The sequence below is a fragment of the Ignicoccus sp. genome, from assembly GCF_056435145.1.
In genome coordinates this window covers 52,004-68,016 of sequence record NZ_JBWNMZ010000005.1, presented here as the reverse complement: position 1 = coordinate 68,016, position 16,013 = coordinate 52,004, and the positions used below count along the sequence as shown (strand labels likewise).

Annotated in this window: 20 protein-coding genes; 4 read left to right on the top strand and 16 right to left on the bottom strand. The window is 50.5% G+C overall.

Annotated features, from left to right (window positions below; all coding sequences use genetic code 11):
* Positions 1 to 2 precede the first annotated feature (2 nt).
* The 12 genes from AC1HCZ_RS01930 to AC1HCZ_RS01875 form a co-directional block, all read right to left on the bottom strand.
* Positions 3 to 590 carry a site-2 protease family protein gene (locus tag AC1HCZ_RS01930; RefSeq protein ID WP_479461858.1) on the bottom strand — a complete coding sequence of 196 codons (588 nt, stop codon included), beginning with the start codon at positions 588 to 590 and terminating at the stop codon, positions 3 to 5.
* A gap of 1 nt (position 591) precedes the next feature.
* Positions 592 to 927 carry a methionine--tRNA ligase subunit beta gene (gene metG, locus AC1HCZ_RS01925; RefSeq protein WP_479461857.1) on the bottom strand — a complete coding sequence of 112 codons (336 nt, stop codon included), beginning with the start codon at positions 925 to 927 and terminating at the stop codon, positions 592 to 594.
* Between the two features lie 37 nt (positions 928 to 964).
* Entirely contained in the window at positions 965 to 1,948 is a 984-nt protein-coding gene (locus AC1HCZ_RS01920) for a histone deacetylase family protein (protein ID WP_479461856.1), read from the bottom strand.
* Between the two features lie 11 nt (positions 1,949 to 1,959).
* On the bottom strand, positions 1,960 to 2,841 hold the full coding sequence (locus AC1HCZ_RS01915; RefSeq protein ID WP_479461855.1) for a TIM barrel protein: 882 nt from the start codon (positions 2,839 to 2,841) through the stop codon (positions 1,960 to 1,962).
* A gap of 33 nt (positions 2,842 to 2,874) precedes the next feature.
* Positions 2,875 to 3,168, bottom strand: coding sequence for a hypothetical protein (locus tag AC1HCZ_RS01910; protein WP_479461854.1), 294 nt, complete (start codon positions 3,166 to 3,168; stop codon positions 2,875 to 2,877).
* Positions 3,155 to 3,955 carry a hypothetical protein gene (locus tag AC1HCZ_RS01905; RefSeq protein ID WP_479461853.1) on the bottom strand — a complete coding sequence of 267 codons (801 nt, stop codon included), beginning with the start codon at positions 3,953 to 3,955 and terminating at the stop codon, positions 3,155 to 3,157. Before AC1HCZ_RS01905 ends, AC1HCZ_RS01910 begins: the two co-directional genes overlap by 14 nt.
* Positions 3,952 to 4,524: a HesA/MoeB/ThiF family protein gene (locus tag AC1HCZ_RS01900; RefSeq protein ID WP_479461852.1), complete on the bottom strand. Its 573-nt coding sequence runs from the start codon at positions 4,522 to 4,524 to the stop codon at positions 3,952 to 3,954. The genes AC1HCZ_RS01905 and AC1HCZ_RS01900 overlap by 4 nt, the downstream gene beginning before the upstream one ends.
* 191 nt (positions 4,525 to 4,715) lie before the next feature.
* Positions 4,716 to 5,501, bottom strand: coding sequence for a hypothetical protein (locus AC1HCZ_RS01895; protein WP_479461851.1), 786 nt, complete (start codon positions 5,499 to 5,501; stop codon positions 4,716 to 4,718).
* Complete coding sequence (locus AC1HCZ_RS01890; protein ID WP_479461913.1) at positions 5,491 to 6,213, bottom strand: metal ABC transporter ATP-binding protein; 723 nt, start codon at positions 6,211 to 6,213, stop codon at positions 5,491 to 5,493. Before AC1HCZ_RS01890 ends, AC1HCZ_RS01895 begins: the two co-directional genes overlap by 11 nt.
* 49 nt (positions 6,214 to 6,262) lie before the next feature.
* On the bottom strand, positions 6,263 to 6,631 hold the full coding sequence (locus tag AC1HCZ_RS01885; RefSeq protein WP_479461850.1) for a hypothetical protein: 369 nt from the start codon (positions 6,629 to 6,631) through the stop codon (positions 6,263 to 6,265).
* A gap of 43 nt (positions 6,632 to 6,674) precedes the next feature.
* Positions 6,675 to 7,217 carry a tRNA-intron lyase gene (gene endA / locus AC1HCZ_RS01880; RefSeq protein ID WP_479461849.1) on the bottom strand — a complete coding sequence of 181 codons (543 nt, stop codon included), beginning with the start codon at positions 7,215 to 7,217 and terminating at the stop codon, positions 6,675 to 6,677.
* Between the two features lie 3 nt (positions 7,218 to 7,220).
* The gene (locus tag AC1HCZ_RS01875; protein WP_479461848.1) at positions 7,221 to 7,913 is read right to left on the bottom strand and encodes a hypothetical protein; all 693 of its coding nucleotides are present in this window, start codon (positions 7,911 to 7,913) and stop codon (positions 7,221 to 7,223) included.
* A gap of 281 nt (positions 7,914 to 8,194) precedes the next feature.
* Here AC1HCZ_RS01875 and AC1HCZ_RS01870 point away from each other — a divergent pair, with 281 nt between their 5' ends.
* Positions 8,195 to 8,743, top strand: a complete 549-nt coding sequence (locus AC1HCZ_RS01870; RefSeq protein ID WP_479461847.1) for an Lrp/AsnC family transcriptional regulator — start codon at positions 8,195 to 8,197, stop codon at positions 8,741 to 8,743.
* Positions 8,744 to 8,759: 16 nt separating this feature from the next.
* The gene (locus tag AC1HCZ_RS01865) at positions 8,760 to 9,341 is read left to right on the top strand and encodes a class II glutamine amidotransferase (protein WP_479461846.1); all 582 of its coding nucleotides are present in this window, start codon (positions 8,760 to 8,762) and stop codon (positions 9,339 to 9,341) included.
* Here the strand turns inward: AC1HCZ_RS01865 and AC1HCZ_RS01860 are convergent.
* Positions 9,328 to 9,558 (bottom strand): hypothetical protein, encoded by a 231-nt coding sequence (locus tag AC1HCZ_RS01860; protein ID WP_479461845.1) that lies wholly within the window; start codon positions 9,556 to 9,558, stop codon positions 9,328 to 9,330. The genes AC1HCZ_RS01865 and AC1HCZ_RS01860 overlap by 14 nt on opposite strands.
* A 26-nt stretch (positions 9,559 to 9,584) precedes the next feature.
* Entirely contained in the window at positions 9,585 to 10,325 is a 741-nt protein-coding gene (locus tag AC1HCZ_RS01855) for a rhomboid family intramembrane serine protease (protein WP_479461844.1), read from the bottom strand.
* 103 nt (positions 10,326 to 10,428) lie between these two features.
* Here AC1HCZ_RS01855 and AC1HCZ_RS01850 point away from each other — a divergent pair, with 103 nt between their 5' ends.
* Both AC1HCZ_RS01850 and AC1HCZ_RS01845 read left to right on the top strand, forming a co-directional pair.
* Positions 10,429 to 12,222 carry a DUF505 domain-containing protein gene (locus tag AC1HCZ_RS01850; protein WP_479461843.1) on the top strand — a complete coding sequence of 598 codons (1,794 nt, stop codon included), beginning with the start codon at positions 10,429 to 10,431 and terminating at the stop codon, positions 12,220 to 12,222.
* A 36-nt stretch (positions 12,223 to 12,258) separates the two neighbouring features.
* On the top strand, positions 12,259 to 12,945 hold the full coding sequence (locus tag AC1HCZ_RS01845; RefSeq protein WP_479461842.1) for a TrmH family RNA methyltransferase: 687 nt from the start codon (positions 12,259 to 12,261) through the stop codon (positions 12,943 to 12,945).
* Here the strand turns inward: AC1HCZ_RS01845 and AC1HCZ_RS01840 are convergent.
* On the bottom strand, positions 12,914 to 13,516 hold the full coding sequence (locus AC1HCZ_RS01840) for a MarC family protein (RefSeq protein WP_479461841.1): 603 nt from the start codon (positions 13,514 to 13,516) through the stop codon (positions 12,914 to 12,916). The genes AC1HCZ_RS01845 and AC1HCZ_RS01840 overlap by 32 nt on opposite strands.
* Positions 13,517 to 13,529: 13 nt before the next feature.
* Entirely contained in the window at positions 13,530 to 15,965 is a 2,436-nt protein-coding gene (locus tag AC1HCZ_RS01835) for a tRNA(Met) cytidine acetyltransferase TmcA (RefSeq protein ID WP_479461840.1), read from the bottom strand.
* Between the last annotated feature and the right edge of the window lie 48 nt (positions 15,966 to 16,013).

Genomic DNA, 16,013 nt, shown 5'->3' with positions numbered 1-16,013 from the left:
CACTAATACACGAAGGTAAAAAGTACGGAAAGCGTGAACAGTAATAGCCACAAGACTAGGTCGTATCTCATAACTTTTGCTCCGTCGAGCGGATCCAGCGGCAGCAAGTTAAATGACGCTAGGAACCAGTTAACGTTAGAGATTATCAGCAAGCCCCAGCTCCCGGTTAGGTAGAACAGCGCTTGCGACGCCAACGCTACAGCTATGTTGGCGATTGGTCCCGCCGCCGCTATCACGCCCTCGGCCTTCCTACTGCGGTAAGCGCAAGCGAAGGTTACGGCCCCTGGGGCAGCGAAGACGAAGGATCCCTTACTTATCAACGCTAAGAACAACGCTATTGCCAACCCTGTAGGCCACAGGACGTATTCCGCCCGACACCCCATCCTCTTGGCGGTCTCCTTGTGTGCGAGTTCGTGAAAGATGAAACCCGTCGCCACGGCTAAGGCTACCCAGATCAAGAGGTACCAGAATCCAAATATCAAGTACCTTATTCCAAAGGCTACTGTTAGCACAACCCACGAGATCAAGAGTGCCGTGAGCCCGTACATAAACTTTATATATTTTTGGTTTGAGGGGAACCAAGCGTACATTTTAGAACACCTTCGTTCCGGGCTTCACGGGCTCGTTAGGAACGACGAAGACGGGCTTGGCCCGTTCGTCCTCTTGTGCCATTAGTATCATACCTTCTGATATAGAACCTGCCATCTTCTTGGGTTCTAAGTTGGCTACCACTACTACGTAGCGCCCGACCAGCTCTTCCGGCCTGTACCACTTCTTTATCCCACTGAGTATTTGCTTCTTCCCCAAGGGTCCCAAGTCTACTACCAGCTTTACCAGCTTCCTCGACTCGGGCACGTCCTCTGCCTCGATCACCTTGCCAACTCTTAAATCAATTCGACTGAAGGTGTCAAAGTCGACCATCTCCACCGCCTCGCACCCCGAGGTCGCTCTAGGGCCGTGAGGTTTAGAACCAATCAACGTTCTTTTCGAAATATCCTAAGACTTGCTCTATCCTTTCTACGGCCTCTGACGGAGAGGGCGTGGATTCTTCTTCTATTACCTTAAACCCTAATTCGGTCAGCATGGGAATAACCGCCCCTTCCCCGTAGCCTCCTCCCCCAGCACCAGCGACGGGAACGCCCAGCCTCCTCAACAACTCGCCTACCTTGTAGTACGCGTTAGTGGTCAGATTTAGGGCACCGCCCAAGGGGTCCTTCCAGTAGCCGTCGACACCCATCTGGGCCACTACGAAGTCAGGTTCGAAGTTTTCTATAGCTCTCTTGACTATTAGGTCTATGGCCATTGCGTACGCCTCGTCGCCCGCGTTTGGGGGCAAGGGTATATTGAGGGAAAAGCCCCTACCCTCCCCAGAGCCCAGCTCCGTGTACCACCCCGTTCCGGGATAGAAGCCAGGGTAGTACATGTGTATGCTCAAAGTAAGTACGTCGTGCCTCTCGTAGAAGATCTCTTGGGTACCGTCCCCGTGGTGGACGTCGAAGTCCAAGTAAGCTACTCGGTAACCTTTTCTAGACAAGGCTTCGGCCAACGCGGCGACGTCGTTAGCTGGACAGAAGCCGGCCGCTCTGCACTTACCGGCGTGGTGCAAACCACCGTAGGGCGTGTATCCAAAGCCTTGTTCTTCTGCTAGCTTCGCTGCCATGAAGACTCCTCCCAAGACGTCTACGAGCGTCGAGACGGAGCCTGGGTATATGTAGGTATCTCCGTAATCTATGACGCCGCCGATGAAGTCGAGCTCTCTTATCTTTTCTATCAAGCTTTCACAGTGTACTAGCTTAAACTCCTCTAAGGAGGCCTCTTGAGGAGGCACGAACTCTGCCTTACCAGTCATCACCTCTTTAAATTTCTTCATCCTAGCAATCCACTCGCGGACTACTGTGGGAGGCGCGAAGAAGTGCCTCGTAAACTTATCACTCCAAACGACCCTCATACCAACTTCCCTCACTTGATGTACGACGTAGCCCTCCCCATAACTTCGCAGTAGAGCCTTACGACGTCTCTGTACTTCAACTGCCAAGGACCAGTGTAGATTAAGTGAGCCTCCAGCCCGGAGGCAGCGTAGTAGAGGTCTTTGGTTAGGAATAGCGCCAGCGCTTCGGCCAAGGGTTCAAGGCTTGGGTAGCCCTTGCCCAAGGGAACCCTCTTCTTCATTATGAACGTTCTAAACTTAAACGCTATTATTTGACTGAATCTAAGACTGAAGTACTTGTTTGTCATATTCTTTAGCTTGTTAAATATGGATAGCCAAAAGTCGACAGTGGCTTGCTTGTCAGCTACGGTCAAGTCTCCATGAGCGTATGCCTTCGTTTCTCTCATGAAGTCGTTTTCTAACTGGGCCGACGGTATGACCCTTTCGCTTCCAACCATTTCTATGATCTCTTTTATTTCGTCTAAACTGCCCAAGAACCTCTCGGTATAGGTGGTCTCTAAGGAGACGTACAGTGAGGGAACTTCTTTTAGTATCGCCTTAACGACGTCTACGACGGGCTCGTAGTCGTATGGGATACCTCTCACCTTCGCTCCCAAATGCATGTTAAATATCTTGGCTCCGGCCGTGCTGGCCTTCTTAGCTGCTTGAACCATAGCACGCTTTACCTTTTCGTGAGTATACTTGTCATGATTCACTAAGCTGTAGTACGGCGCGTGGGCCGTGACCAAGTGGAAGTACTTTGATGAGAATTCTCTGTATTTTAGAAAATGTTCCTCAGTATAGTATTTTCTGGACAGCTCGGCCGGCGGTATTTCGGTGAGCCTCATCCCGGTCAGCGACGCACTCTCAAGCTTCGTCAAGCCGTTATAGGTTCCCCAGTCGAACAGGGCCACGAAGGCTTCCCCAGAGCGGTTTCGCGAGAAGGCTTAATCAGATAGCTTTTCAACAGTTTCTAACTTTTCCTTAATTTTGTCCGCTAGTTCGTCAAGGCAGTCGGCGAAGGCATATAAACCGTGAGGGACTAAAAAAGCAGAGGAGCAAGTGAACGAAGGCGGGAGCTTGTGGAATGGGACGACCTTTGCGTAGTAGCCCTTCGCCCCCTCCTTAACTATGATTGTATACAAACCCCCATTTTCCTTATAATAACACGCCGTGCAGTCGCCCAAGTCCTCACACTTCACGTCCAAGCCCTTAGATCTTAGGACTTCAGCCTCCCTCAAGCCCCCTCACCGCGTACGCCTCTACCCAACCGTCCCCCCTGCCGAGAGCTATTATGTTGCCCCTCCACGCTACGGAGAACAGCGTTAACTGGCATTCCTCAGAGAAGTAGAACGTCTTACGGAACAACAGTTTCCCCGTAGTGGCCTCGACCAAGTTGAGGGTCCCGCTGTACACCTCTGGGTAAACCAAGTACTTACAGTCGTCCGAGAAGTCCGGCTCTCCCGCCCAGCTGGCGGGAGCCTTCCACAAGAGCTTAGTTCCCTCGAACACTGCGATGGAGGAGGTATTAGTCAAAGCGAGTAAGCCCTTACACGAGGAGCCTGCCGTGGCCCCGGCCCTCAACTCCGCTATTATCTTGCCGTCTTTAAGATCTATTAGATATGTAGAGTTGTCCGAAGAGACGAATAGGACCGTGCCGTTTGTCCCTAGCCAGTTACACTTGATAGGGAGCGACCTCTCGGGAGTCACAAGCCTTCCGTCCCTCGTACACTTCGCTAAGCCCTCTTTGAGGGGCAAGGCGTAAGTGCAGTTACAGTCCACCTTTTTAATTACATTTCCATCAACTACGTAAACTTCGTGGTCCCCTACGAACGCGTACTTCCCAAAGGCGTACGAGGCGCGGAGTATCTGAGATCCTGGACACTTCTTGAGGGTCACTGCACCGTCGGTCCAGTTCAACAAATAGAAACAATGGGCGAAGGTCGCGACTCCCAGTTGAGGCCCTGGCGCTAAGGAGCTGACTAGCCAACCTCCCTCGAAGGACCACAACAATATTAGTTCAATCAAGGTTTTTTCCACCAAAATTCAAAATTGTAAGGAGTTATCAAAAGCATTTTTCCTTCGATAGTCGAAGCGCCGCGAGTTAAGTATTCCAGAGCTTCTCTCGCAGCTACAGAGGCCACCATGGTTACCATAGTTACTTCTTGAGGTCCCGTATGTTTACCCTTTCTCATTAAATTCCTCAATTTCAATTTGTTGTCAGTCATCAGCAGGATACCTAAGCCGGGCCTAACCATCGCGTGAAGAGTCTTGTACTTTTCCTCTACCTTTAGTCTGCTAGGTATATTGTCAGTTAGAGCTAAAGCTAGCGGAGCGTCCGGGAGCTCTTCTATGACCTCTTCAACGGCGTTCGGAAAGGCCTTGACCTTAGCCCCTAACGTCTCTAGCTTCCTCTTTAGAGCAAAGACCTTTCTCTTCCCAACGTCCTCGGGGAAGTAAGCTTGTGTGTATAAGTTCTTTTCTTCGACCACGTCGGGATCCACTAGTACGAACTCCTTCCACCCTCCTTTAGCCATTATTATTGAGGTCCAACTCCCCAGTCCTCCACAGCCTACTATAACGGCGGGCCTCTTCAAGGTACCACCTCACGTACTTTTCCAAAGATTTTTTAGTGAGATTGTCGAGCCTCTCCCTCCAGTTTGGCAAGCAACGCTTGCACACCCTAATCCCGGGCTGAACCTCTTCACTGCAACTCTTACAGACGAGTCGTCCGCACACGTAACACCTCGATACTGAGAGCCTCTTTCCGCAGACCTCGCACGTTCCCCTACGACACGCGGGACAGACCGGGGAATGCCTTTCGCAGACCGGGCGCCCGCAGACCTCGCACCTCGCTGTAGCCGAGGAATCGCAGAAATAGCACCTCACCGGCCCTTACCGCTACGGCAGAGCTCGCGCAGGCTAAAGGGGCAGCCAGAGTTGAGGACAGAGCCCACGAGAGGACGAAGAATATAGCCGTGGCTTTGATAGTATCCTTCACGCCAACGGCTGAGAGGGCGAGCACGTGCGCCAGTAAGAACCCCAGGCTTAACGTCAGCGAAAAGCCGTTGAGTATTGAAGTTACCGCCAAGAGAGTCAACCATAGTGCGGGTTTCATGTTCTTCAAGAGGGCGAATTCCGGATCGAAGATAGAGTAGACTACGTTTCTTCTAAATATCACTAGAAAGGACGTTAATAAGACAGTTATGGCGGTTAGGTATAGCGTGCTGGGACACACAAACAAGAACCCTGTGAGGAGCGATTGAGCATAATCGTATACTTCGTAGCTTAGGTAGGGCATCATGAGTGTTGTGATAGTATACGCTATTGCTTTTAAGTAGAGGACTTGACGGCCTCTGCTCCTCCACAAAGCGGCCGCGACTGGTACGGCCGCAACAGACAAGACCACGACGTCTGCCTTCCCTAAGAAGTACAGAGACAGTATAGTAATGGCGAGGGCGAAGTCAGAGGATGCGGGTACTAAGAATGTCGCTCTTAAATACTTCAAATACTTACCAACGTATGATGTCGTAGCAAAAAGGACAGAGTTTAACAAAATAAAGTTAACGTCCATGCTGGTCACCTACCAAGGGTATACACAGCCTTCCTTGCACTAGTACTGGGATCTCTATTCCGTACGTCTTCAACAAGTTTTCTTTAGTGAATATCTTTAGGGGATCACCCACAGCTATTAGTTTCTTGTTCAACAGCGCGACCCTTTTCACGTGATTTGCTATAGGTGTGATGTCGTGAGTTACTAAGATTATTGTAGCCCCTTCTTCCTTATTATATTTCTCCAAGAGCTGCGCCACGATCCTCGAGCTCTGGGCGTCGAGCGCAGAGAACGGTTCGTCCAAGAGCAAGAGCTCAGGCTTTGAGACTATGGCCCTCGCTATCAACACTCTCTGCTTCTGGCCTCCTGACAACTCTCTATAGCTCTTATGAGCCGCGTCTATCAAGCCCACCTCTTCTAACGCTCTGAGGGCCTTGTCCAAGAGGGTATCTTCGTCTTGTGGCTTGAAGCCCTCTATCAGACCCATCATTACTACGTCTATTGCCCTTAGAGGCACCTCGTCGTTTACGTTCTCTTTCTGGGGAACATATCCTATTTTCTTTGCGATCTCGCTTCTTTGTTTATACGGGTCTTTTCCAAATACTCTAACGCTTCCTCTTATCAAAGGCGTTAGGCCCAAGATGGTCTTTAATAGTGTACTCTTTCCAGCGCCGTTGGGCCCCATGATTGCCAAGAAGTCGCCCTTGGGTACATTCAGGGTAACCCCTTCCAGCGCGTATTCGTTACCATACCTTACCCAAACATCGTTTATTTCAACTACGTTAGAATAGGTCTTCGTAGCCGCGGAGCTTGCTCTTTAGCTTATCAAGAGCCTTCTCCTCCTCCTCTACCTCTTTTATGAACGTATCTTCCTTCTCCTCACCTTTCCGGAGGGCCCAAGCGCAGCGGCCGTCGGGCAACAAGTACTTCTTCTCACAGTACGCGTACTGACACCTATATCCTATACACTTGTCTCCTACTAAGCGGCATGTCACCACCGTAATAACTTTCCCTCTCTGGTATTTCTTGGTGAACATGAGGGCGTTTTGGGAGCAGCGGAAGAACGGACACGCTGGGTTGCACTTGTCGCCTAGAGGTTTTGGTTTTAGATCCCTACGACCCCTGCCGCCTCTCCTTACTCCGTTCCTCAACTTAAGCACCCACCTCGCTCCAAGTCCTCTCGTCGAGGGTATCTCACGGTAAGTACCATTTAAGCATAACGTAGTTTATAGAGCCGTTCTCTACTATTGCCATAATGTACCTCTTTCTCACTCCGTGTGCCATCCGACCTCCCTTTATTATTTCTGAGGGATCTATGATTGCGTTCTTTTTTATAACGTCAACCACGTAAGGGGCGTGGTCTATTCCGGGCCCGAACTCGTAGACCACGAAGTCTGAGCCGTACTTTAGCCCCGATCTCACGACGAATCCTTTGTCCCTCAGCTCTTTATATACTATGTATTTGTCATCCAAATCCTCCATGAAGTTCCAAATACTCTTTAACTCTTCGGGAGTATATGCTTTGTCGGTCGTTATGTCCCTTATTTCAATTACTCCGGTCTCCAACAAGTAAAGAGCTTCCAACGGCGAGAGCGCCAGTGGAGCCCTCACGTCCTCCGGCCCCTTTGGCTTTTCTATTCCCAATGGGTGACCGAAGAAGCCTCTCGAATATATTTCCTTGGCGGCAACGTCGCTGAGTACTATTACCCTGTCGCCGACCAAGTAGGCGGTGAACAAAGTTCACACCTTATGCATCAAGAAGTATTTTAAGTTTTCGGCAGCGTCCTTTAATATGTCCGATGCGTCTTCTAAGTTGCCCAGTATTTCCCACGAGAGGACTGCGGACGCACAGTCTTTAGAGCTCTCTAGAACATCCATTAGCTTGGAACGGTAGGTTTTATCTATCTCGTCTTCTAGGTCTATACTTTCGTCTACGTATTTCATTGCCATTTTAGGTTCAGTCACTACGCGGGCCGCTTTGGCTAACCGTTCTGCTTGATCGAGTAAGAGCCCTAGCAGCTCTTGTGTCTCGAGTAAGAGTTCTTCGTGCGCTTTTCCCCTCTTAGCGAGGATACCCAGCCTGTAGCAAGAGCCATCAACGTACTGGGCAGTGTTCGAAATGCCAAGAACTATGGGCATGAACGTATCTTTCATTATCAGTCCGGCGGGTAGCCTAACCAAGTACTCCATCGCTCTGTCCTTGTGATTTTCTATACTCTCCTTCAAACTCCTTACCTTTTGAAGCGCGGCATCTATCTCCACGCCAGTACCCCCGCTGGCCTTCTTGACCATGAACAAGGCCGCCCTTATCTCTTCTGTTAATACATTCATCAAGTTATTCAACGTCTCGATGAGGTTCATCTCGGCTATGCTGCTATACACTTTTGCTTGGGACTCGGGCTCTAAGTAATCGACGCCATGCTCTTCTTCCACTATAGCTCCCCCTTTAACTCACCAAATGTTCAAAGTAAAAAGCTCGATGGACGGTGAGACGTCAATTGTAGAGTCGTAGATAGCGTACTAATATTGATTAAATTTCTTTGTTTTACATGAATAGTGTTTAAATCGTGGAGACCGAGTTAGCTCCTCGAACATAAATCTAGGCTTAACTGTGCGGAAAGTAGCAATTTGGACGCCCGTTCTATATAGAAAGAACCAGAGTAGCGGAAGCTTCATTAGCGGGTAATGTTAACCCCCCTAATGGGGTTCTACAGGTGGCCACTAGGAGGGTTAGGAACCTCGGGGAACCTAACATAATTGATTTCGTCCGCTGGGAGAAAATAAACGACAGGGACAAGCTAATCCTAAAGACCTTGCTGAAGAATTCAAAAACAACGACAACAGATATAGCCGACAAACTCAACATAAGTGACGTAGCGACCAGGAGGAGGATCAAAAAGCTAGAGGAAGAAGGCATAATAAGGTTTTACACCACAATTCTAAATCCGAAGAAGCTAGGGTTCAACGTGGTGGCCCTTCTGCTTATAGAAACTGAGCCTTCCAGCGTGGACGAGGTCGCAAAGACGTTGGTTGAAATACCGCACGTAGTAGAACTAGGCACCCTCTTAGGCGACGCGAGCGTTTACGCCGTTGTGTGGGTAGAAGACTTGGAGAGTTTGGAAAACATCGTTAAGGAAAAGATAGGCAAAATAAAGCAGATAAGGAAGATACATACTTACCTGTTGGCCAAACATTACAAAATCAACGGGTTGCCACTCAAGGAGGGTGAACTTGTGCCGGATGATGGCGGGGACAAGACCTAAGTTTATTACCAATTTCGTGAAGGTAGCCTACAAGGACAGCAAAGGCCTGTCCAACGGGGACGGTTGGGGCTTCGCGGCATATTTGGAGGACGGCACGGTCATAATTAAGAAAAAGGTTGAACCTATATGGGAGAGTCTAGAACCGCTCCCGAGGGCGCCTTTCATCCTCCACGCCCGCAGGGCGGAGAAGCTGCCCAAATCCTTGGAGCACGTCCATCCCCACTTCTGCAACGGCATCATTTTGGCCCACAACGGCAACGCGGAGGTCCCGAGGCTCGCAGGCCTCAAGCTCTACCGAAGGACCTCGAGTGAGGCGCTGGCCTGCTATCTCGGGGCACTCCTAACCTCCGGAAAGGAGTTGGAGGAAGCGCTGGAGATCATCTCAAGGACGGTCAAACCAAAACCGTCGGCCAACTTCGTATCTATAATTCCGAGCTTGTCCAAGCTTGTAATATTCAACTACCACGCTGGTGACGAGTACTACGTAATGTGGGAAAAAGAAGGGGTTTACGCGAGCGAGCCTTTAGGGGGCGGCTGGCGCCCGCTTTCGAAGGACGGAAGTCCCGCGTGGGAAATTCTGGACCTCAGACCCTCTTAACGACTAAAATTAACTTGCTGTTTTCTTCCCTTACTTCAAGCACCTCTGCCCCAATAATCTTTAGCGCTTCTCTATACACGTCCACGCTCTCCTTGTATTCTATGGGGAGTATTATTTTTGCCTCTTCGCCCTTCTCGAGCTGCTGAACAGCCATCGCTATGTTAGACACCATGTCTCCGCAGACGACGTTCTGGTAAGCTAAGTCTATCTCTTTCATACTCCTCCCCGGCCCTTATCGTTTGGTCAGATATAAACGACGTACCTGCTCCTCAGACGCAACTCGACTATCCTGTTGCGGTCGGCCAGCAGGTAGGTCAGAGCGGCCCCGGTCAAGAAACCTCCAACGTGAGCCCACCAAGCGACTCCCGTGGGCATCCCGGTGAGGCTCCAAGCGCCCATTATCAACTGGTAGACAAACCATAAACCTATGAAGACGCTGGCCCTTATCGGGATTAAGAGAGGGTAAGGTGCAAACATAAGAGTCATCACGTGGGCGTGGGGGAAGAAGAGCACGTAAGCAGCTAAAACGCCGCTTATCGCGCCCGACGCGCCTATAGCGGGGGTGAGCCAGGGGTTCTGTCTCAAGTACGGACTCAGTATCATTGAAGGAGTTAACATTATTGAGAGTAAGTGGAAGACCGCGGCCCCCAACCCGGAAAGCAAGTAGAGAATCAAGTACCTCTTCTTTCCCAGTACGGTCTCTACGTTGTCCCCGAAAATGTAAAGGAATAGCATGTTTCCCGCGATGTGTTCTATGCTGCCGTGGAACCACATGTGCGTCAAAAGAGTATACTCCCTCATCCCGTTTACAACGAAGTATGGTACCACGCCGTAGTTCTTGATTAGTTCGTCGAACATCAGTACGTTTCCTTGTAGTAACAGCGGTAGTTCCAACACGGCGAACACCAAGATATTTAGTGTTATTATTGCTGTATTAACTATCGATTTTCCCCTTACTGTGTTTATATCGTAGAGCGGTATCATCCTTCAGTCCGCATCCTGTAAGAAATAGAGAATTCAAAAGACTTGTCCTCTCTAGGACTGATGTATTTATACACCCATCTGGGAGCCGTGCCGGAGGAGGACCGTGCTATTAAAAAGAGAATACATGCAAATATTAGAAAAATTTAAGGATAAGGAGGAAGTCGACATAACCGAAATTGCTACTGGCGAGTACGAGGAGGCCGAAAGCATTTTATTCATCTTGCTCTCCTTGGAGGTGCAAGGGCTTATAGAGCCGGTCAGCAAGGAGAAGCCTCGAAGTTTCAAGCTGACAGATGCCGGCAAGAAGGTCTTGGAGGCTTGGGAGGAGGCCGGAAAGCCGGAGACGGAGAGGTGGTTCGACAGCTCCATCCACGCGGCCGTGTGGAGCTTGTGGAGGACTTCTGCAAAGGCGCCCAAGGACTGGTTCACACCTTTGAGGGAAAGGGGGCTGGTAAACGAAGAGGGGTTATTAACCGACGCTGCCAAGAAGCTCGTCATGCAGTTTGAGCCTAAGGTAAGACCAGCGAAGATAAGGGTCACTAGGGACTTGGGCTGGACCTTGGCGAGGATCCCTCCGGGACTTGCAGCAGTCTCTCCACTCAGTAAGTTCCCTGAGGATCACATAGACTTACTCGAGGCGATGGGCGTCATAGTCTTTACTTCCCCAGATAGGAAGTACTACGCGCTCACGCGTCTCGGACGGTTCTTGAGAGAGGCGGTCAGAGAACTCAGACCGGTGGCTATGGAATACGTCCTCGTAAATATGAAGATAGCAAATATGGTTAAAAAACTTGTAGAAGGGAGCGAGTTAACAGAGGAAGAAAAGTATTGGTTGATGAACTTGGGGTATTACAGAGGCGGCAAACCTACGCGCGCCGCCAAGTGGTTATACCTAGCACTAAAGGAGCTGGAAAGGGGAGAATGGTGGGACACGTTCCCCGTGGGCTTGACTAGGGTGGACGAGTGGGTACTCAAGACCATAGACCACTTGTGGAAAAAGGCCGAAAACAACCCAGAACTAAAGCCGACCAAGAAGTTGGTACAGTACTGGATAGAAAAGCATAGGGACGAGCTAGGGATGGACGAGGAAACCTACAAGGAGCTGGAGTTCAGCGACTACACGATAGGTCTTGCCCTCTATCGCTTGGAGGCAGCGAGGCTGATAAACTCCTATGAAGAGAAGGGTAAGTTGGTCTACGAGTTGACGGAATACGGCAGGAGGCTGCTGGAGGTACTAGGCCAAGTGACGGAGGTGCCCGCCCACGCCGTAAAGACCTTGGTCTACGCGGACAAGGGTATACCGCCGTTCAGACTCTGGATAGAAGACGCTATACGCTGGGGGCTGATGGGGCCTCAAGGGGCCGGCAGCAAGGCCAGAGTGCTCATGTGGATATCGAGAAAGGTAAAGAGGATACCTCTAATAACTAAGTTGGAACACGTAGTGTTACAGAAGACCTTGCCTTCTAGGAGAGCAGAGCCGTTGGAGGAACTAGTCAAGAGGGTGAGCGCCCTAGGTTACGACGAAGAGGAGGTCAGAGCGGCTATCTACTGGCTAGAGATGTGGGGAGCGGTGGAAGTTTATGGGAACGGCTACGTCGAGCTTACTGAAATAGGCGACATGATTAAGCACGCTTTAGTGGCCACCCCTCCCGGCGTGGCCACGCCGGTCCACCCGCACTTCATAAGGGTATTACAAGCGGTTAGGGAGCTCGGAAGCTACGAGGACGTGGCCGAGATAGTCAATAAGACTAGGCTTACACTAGGTATAGTGAAGGACGCTCTAGTGGTCGCTAGGGAAGCGAAGCTCCTCGGCGCTAAGGGCTTGACCGGCGAGGGGGAGATGCTGTTAGAGGCCGTCGAGAAGATACAAGCCCACGTGGAGGAGGGCGTACAATAAACTCTTTTCGGAGCTCCGTCTTCGGGGCTCGCTTACTTGAAGGTCCGTCTGGTCCTGGTGGAACCAGAAGGCAAGATAAATTTCGGGTTCATACTGAGGTTGTGTAAGAACTTCGAAGTGGACGAAATAGTACTGGTAAGGCCGAAGTTTGATATATATGACGAAGAAGTGCTCAGGTTCGCGGCTAACGGGAGGGATTACGTGAGCAGAGTTAGGGTAGTCGAAAATTACAAGAAATCTTTAGAAGGTTTGGTGGTATGTACGAGCTCTAAGGTTTCCAACGTAGACCCGCTCAGAGACTTTATCTTGCCGTGGGAGCTCAAGGAAAAGTTCGGCGAGCCGGACAAGCTTACCCTAGTCTTCGGCAGGGAGAGCGTCGGCCTTACTAGGGAGGAACTGAAGGAGTGTGACGCCCTTCTCCACGTGCCGGCCTCCTCCCAGTACCCAGTGTTAAACCTGTCCCACGCAGTCGCTGTGGTTCTGTGGGAGGTGTGGAAACAATATAGAATAGAAAGAGGGACGTCTGTCGAAAGGCCAGACGAGAAGGACATGTTGCTAACTTTAGGCGTGCTTGAACGTTTAGCGAAGAGGCTGGTAAGGGACGAAAGTAAGAGGGAGAGGACAATGATTGCCGTGAAGAGACTCTTAACAAAGGCTACTAGACAAGAGCTACGGAACTTGTTGTACTTGCTCAGCAAGTGCGCCAACCAGTTGGGGGAATGAAGGAGAGGAGCCCCTCTCTAACCATCGCTATCCCAAGTCCCGCCATAAGTATCGCCAGTATTCTGCTCAGGGCGAGAGTTCCGTTCTTTCCTAACAGTTTATCCAAGTACCCTCCTAGCAACAGAATCGGCAAACTTACTAGCATAACTCCCACTACGACTAGCGCGAGCTCGAAGGGCCCTAACACGGACCTATAGTAAAGTACCAAGCTTATGGCTCCGGGTCCGGCCAGCATCGGAATAGCCATCGGAACTATAGCCACGCTCTCGGGGTCTATCATCTCTGCTTCACTCTTTCCCAATAGAGCTTGGATAGCGTAGATGAGTAGGATCAAGCCAGTAGCTACCTTTATATCTTCTAACGTCATTCCGAACGGCCTCACTATCAAGTCTCCGAACAACGCGAATATCAATAAAATAATCGTCGACAAAGTCGCGCTCCTGATAATAATCCTCTTTCTCCGTTTGGGGTCGAAGCTTGAAGTTAGTTGGTAGAACACGGGAGCGTTAGTAAAGGGGTCAATTATTACTAACATAGAGATAAATGCGTTTATCAAGTCATACGGGTTCATTGTTTAGTACCCCCTAGAAGTCCAACAGCTTCCTCCCCCGAAAGGCTAGGAAAGTCTCCAGCATGGCTTTGGTGACGCCCCTACCTCCTTCTTCAATATCCCAGTAGTGCTTCAGAGCCTTTCGTGCAAACGACTTTAGTATAGCGGTCTGCTTGTTGAATGAGATACCCGTCTCCTCCGCGACCTCTTCCCATTTCTTCGCCTGTAATACTTTAGTTATCAATACTATCTTCATTTCTTCGTCTATTTCCGGTCTCCACGCCTTGGGTTGGGACCAATAGGCCAAAGTTAAGCGGTACAACAAGTCACTCGCCGCTTCGAAGGTCATGGGTCCGTAGGCGTAGATCCAGAGCCTATCTAAGTCCACCGGATGGAAGTGAGGGACCTTTAGGTCTGGTTGGAGGGGCAAGGGCTCCGTTTCTAAGATGAGCTTGGCTACGTCCCACTCCAAGTCTTTGTAGTTGAGGTGCAGCGCCATCAATACCCTTCTGCGGAACAGCCTGTTGGCCTCCATTATTAGGCTCCTTAGGTTCTCGCTGAGTGGCTTTGCCAAGAGTATGGTAAATTCGCCGCTGGAAGGATTTCTGTCGGGGCTCATGTGAACCGGTATGAAGCCGGACCTCAACCAGAACCTCAAGAGTTGGGCGGTGACACCAAATCCCGAGGCGACCCAGTCGTAGCCCCTCTCAGACGCCTCTTCGGACACCTTTCCTAGTCCGAACGTGCCTATGCCCTTTCCCTGGACCTCTGGATGCGTCGCTATTCTTACTATTCTCCAACCCTTCGTATGCGCGAACTCCCTAACCCTCAAGTGCTTCAAGAACCTGTCGGGTATTATGTTTCCCGCTATCTTCCCTCCGGCTAAGAGGTCATCTATCATATCTTCCGGTATGGGACCTTCCTCCGCTAAGTGGATCGCCCCGACTACCTTACCGGTCTCCGTGATGACGGCCCGGGGCTTGTGGTGGGGGGCGTCGGCAATCATCGCCAAATCGTCGGGCTCGTTGCGGTAATGTGCTAGGACGTATATTCCGAAGAGCTGTCTCAAGATTCCTTCGCCTTCTTCCGAGAAGAGCCACTCCGGGTCGAGCTTTAGGTACTTTAACTTCTTCTCCTCTATTGCTTTCAAGTCCTCGCCGTCCAACTTAGCGGGCTCCGCGTCCAACAGGAGAGCGTCGTAAAGCCATCTCTCTACGGGGTCGCCCAAGGCGTACCTTATCGGTTCGGTCATGCGAATCATTTTTAATTCAGTCTTCTTGTCGTTCTTTAAGGCGGGTAAGAAGCGTACGTTAAAGCCCCTTCCGGCGCCCTCGTAGCCGTGTATCGTGGTTGCGAAAAGGCTCCTCTTATGGTTCTTCCATATTTTGTGGAGCAACGGGACCGGAATTCCTGCGGCCTCGTCCACCACTACCAAGTCTGCACTTTTGGTGGCGGCGTCGGCCGGGGGCCAGTACTCTATGCTCCAACCCTCTCCGTGAATTTCGTAAACGTAACCCTTCCTCTCTAACCTTTTAGTCTTAACCTCTAAGATGTTAGCTGCTTTTATTGCTAAGGTGAAGAGTGTCTGGACGCCTATGGGGTCTGCGCTGGTTACTATTACCCTTACGAAACCACCTTTCGACTTCTTGAACGTTTCCACGAACCCTACGAGCCCGATCCCCACGGCCCCGCTCTTACCCCTGCCCCTGTCGGCTGTAACTGCCAACACCCTGTGACTCTTCTTCCTCCCTAATAGCCACTCTATCCCTTGGATTACGTTAACTTGATCTTGGGTAAGTGCCAATTCGTAGAGCTTTCGAGAAAACCGGACCTTCTCCGGTATTTTTGGCCTCTTCGGGATCCATTTAGGGCTCTCAAATCTTTCCTGTTTGATTATTTCGTCTTTATCAGCGTGGTATATGTGCGAGGGATGTTTCATCAGCTTCCTCTTAAACCACGTTATGAAGACGTGGCGCGGCTCTGGGTACTGTGGTACGGTCAATAGCTTCTTAAACAGCGTAATTCGGGCGTCCCACTCTTCCCACTTGGGGACTATCAAGACGACAGGGGCCCCTCCTTCGACCACCTCCACTAGCCTTCCTACGTCGTTCGGCCTCAAGTCGTGTGTTAGGTCCAGCACCAAGCCTTGGTACGTACTCCCGAGGAGCTTCTTAGAGGCCTCATAGACATTTATGCTTAGTTCTATGTTTTTTCCATTTTCTTTGACCCCGGATTTAACTATGTCCTTTATTTTCTTAGCGTCTTCGAACTCATCGTGGAACACGTAGAGTACCGTACCTTTTTCCATGTCCCTCCTGTGTCTTATCCTGTCGTATAGTAACAGAACCTCCTTGACCACCTCCCCGACCTTGGAAGGGTCGTCGCCGGAGACGACCACCAACCTCCTGTGTTTTCCCTCGACCGCGTTTTCAAGGTCGTCCTCAAGCCCCCTTAAGAATCGTTTTAACATTAATTTCGGCCCTTGCGGACCCGCGCGGTGGAAGGCTATTAGGAAGGT